This is a genomic window from Pseudoalteromonas sp. S3776 (genome assembly GCF_005886915.1).
GTDB lineage: Bacteria > Pseudomonadota > Gammaproteobacteria > Enterobacterales > Alteromonadaceae > Pseudoalteromonas.
Map to the genome: position 1 here is coordinate 1 of NZ_PNCU01000054.1, position 595 is coordinate 595.

1 protein-coding gene is annotated in these 595 nt (G+C 50.9%); it reads left to right on the forward strand.

Annotated features, from left to right (window positions below; genetic code table 11):
• Positions 1 to 595, forward strand: a 595-nt coding sequence (locus CWC16_RS16815) for a hypothetical protein (RefSeq protein WP_138542341.1), incomplete at both ends; no start/stop codon positions are given.

Here is a 595-nt window from a genome sequence, read left to right on the forward strand (position 1 = left end):
AGCATTGATAAAACAGCCGATTCAGTTATTAACGGTAATGGCGAAAGCGCCGCCATGGTCGTGCGTGGCACGGTGAGCGATGTGGAAGATGGTCAAACTGTTACTGTTATTATCAGTGATGGCACAAACCAAGTTGAAACCACGGCACTTGTGCAAAACGGCGAATACGTTACCGATCCGATTGATGCAAGCGCATTAAATGACGGCACACTCACCGCTACAGCCAGCGTATCCGATGTGGCAGGTAACCCTGTAAACGCGCAAGATAGCGTAGAACTTGATAACACCGCCGCGATTACAACTAGCATTGATAAAACCGCCGACGGCGTGGTTAATGGTAATGGCGAAAGCGCCGCTATGGTCGTGCGCGGCACGGTGAGCGATGTGGAAGACGGCCAAACTGTTACTGTTATTATCAGTGATGGCACAAACCAAGTTGAAACCACAGCGCTTGTGCAAAACGGCGAATACGTTACCGATCCGATTGACGCAAGCGCATTAAATGACGGCACGCTCACCGCCACAGCAAGCGTGTCAGATGTGGCAGGCAACCCGATTTCAGCACAAGATGCAGTCGAACTTGATAACACCGCAG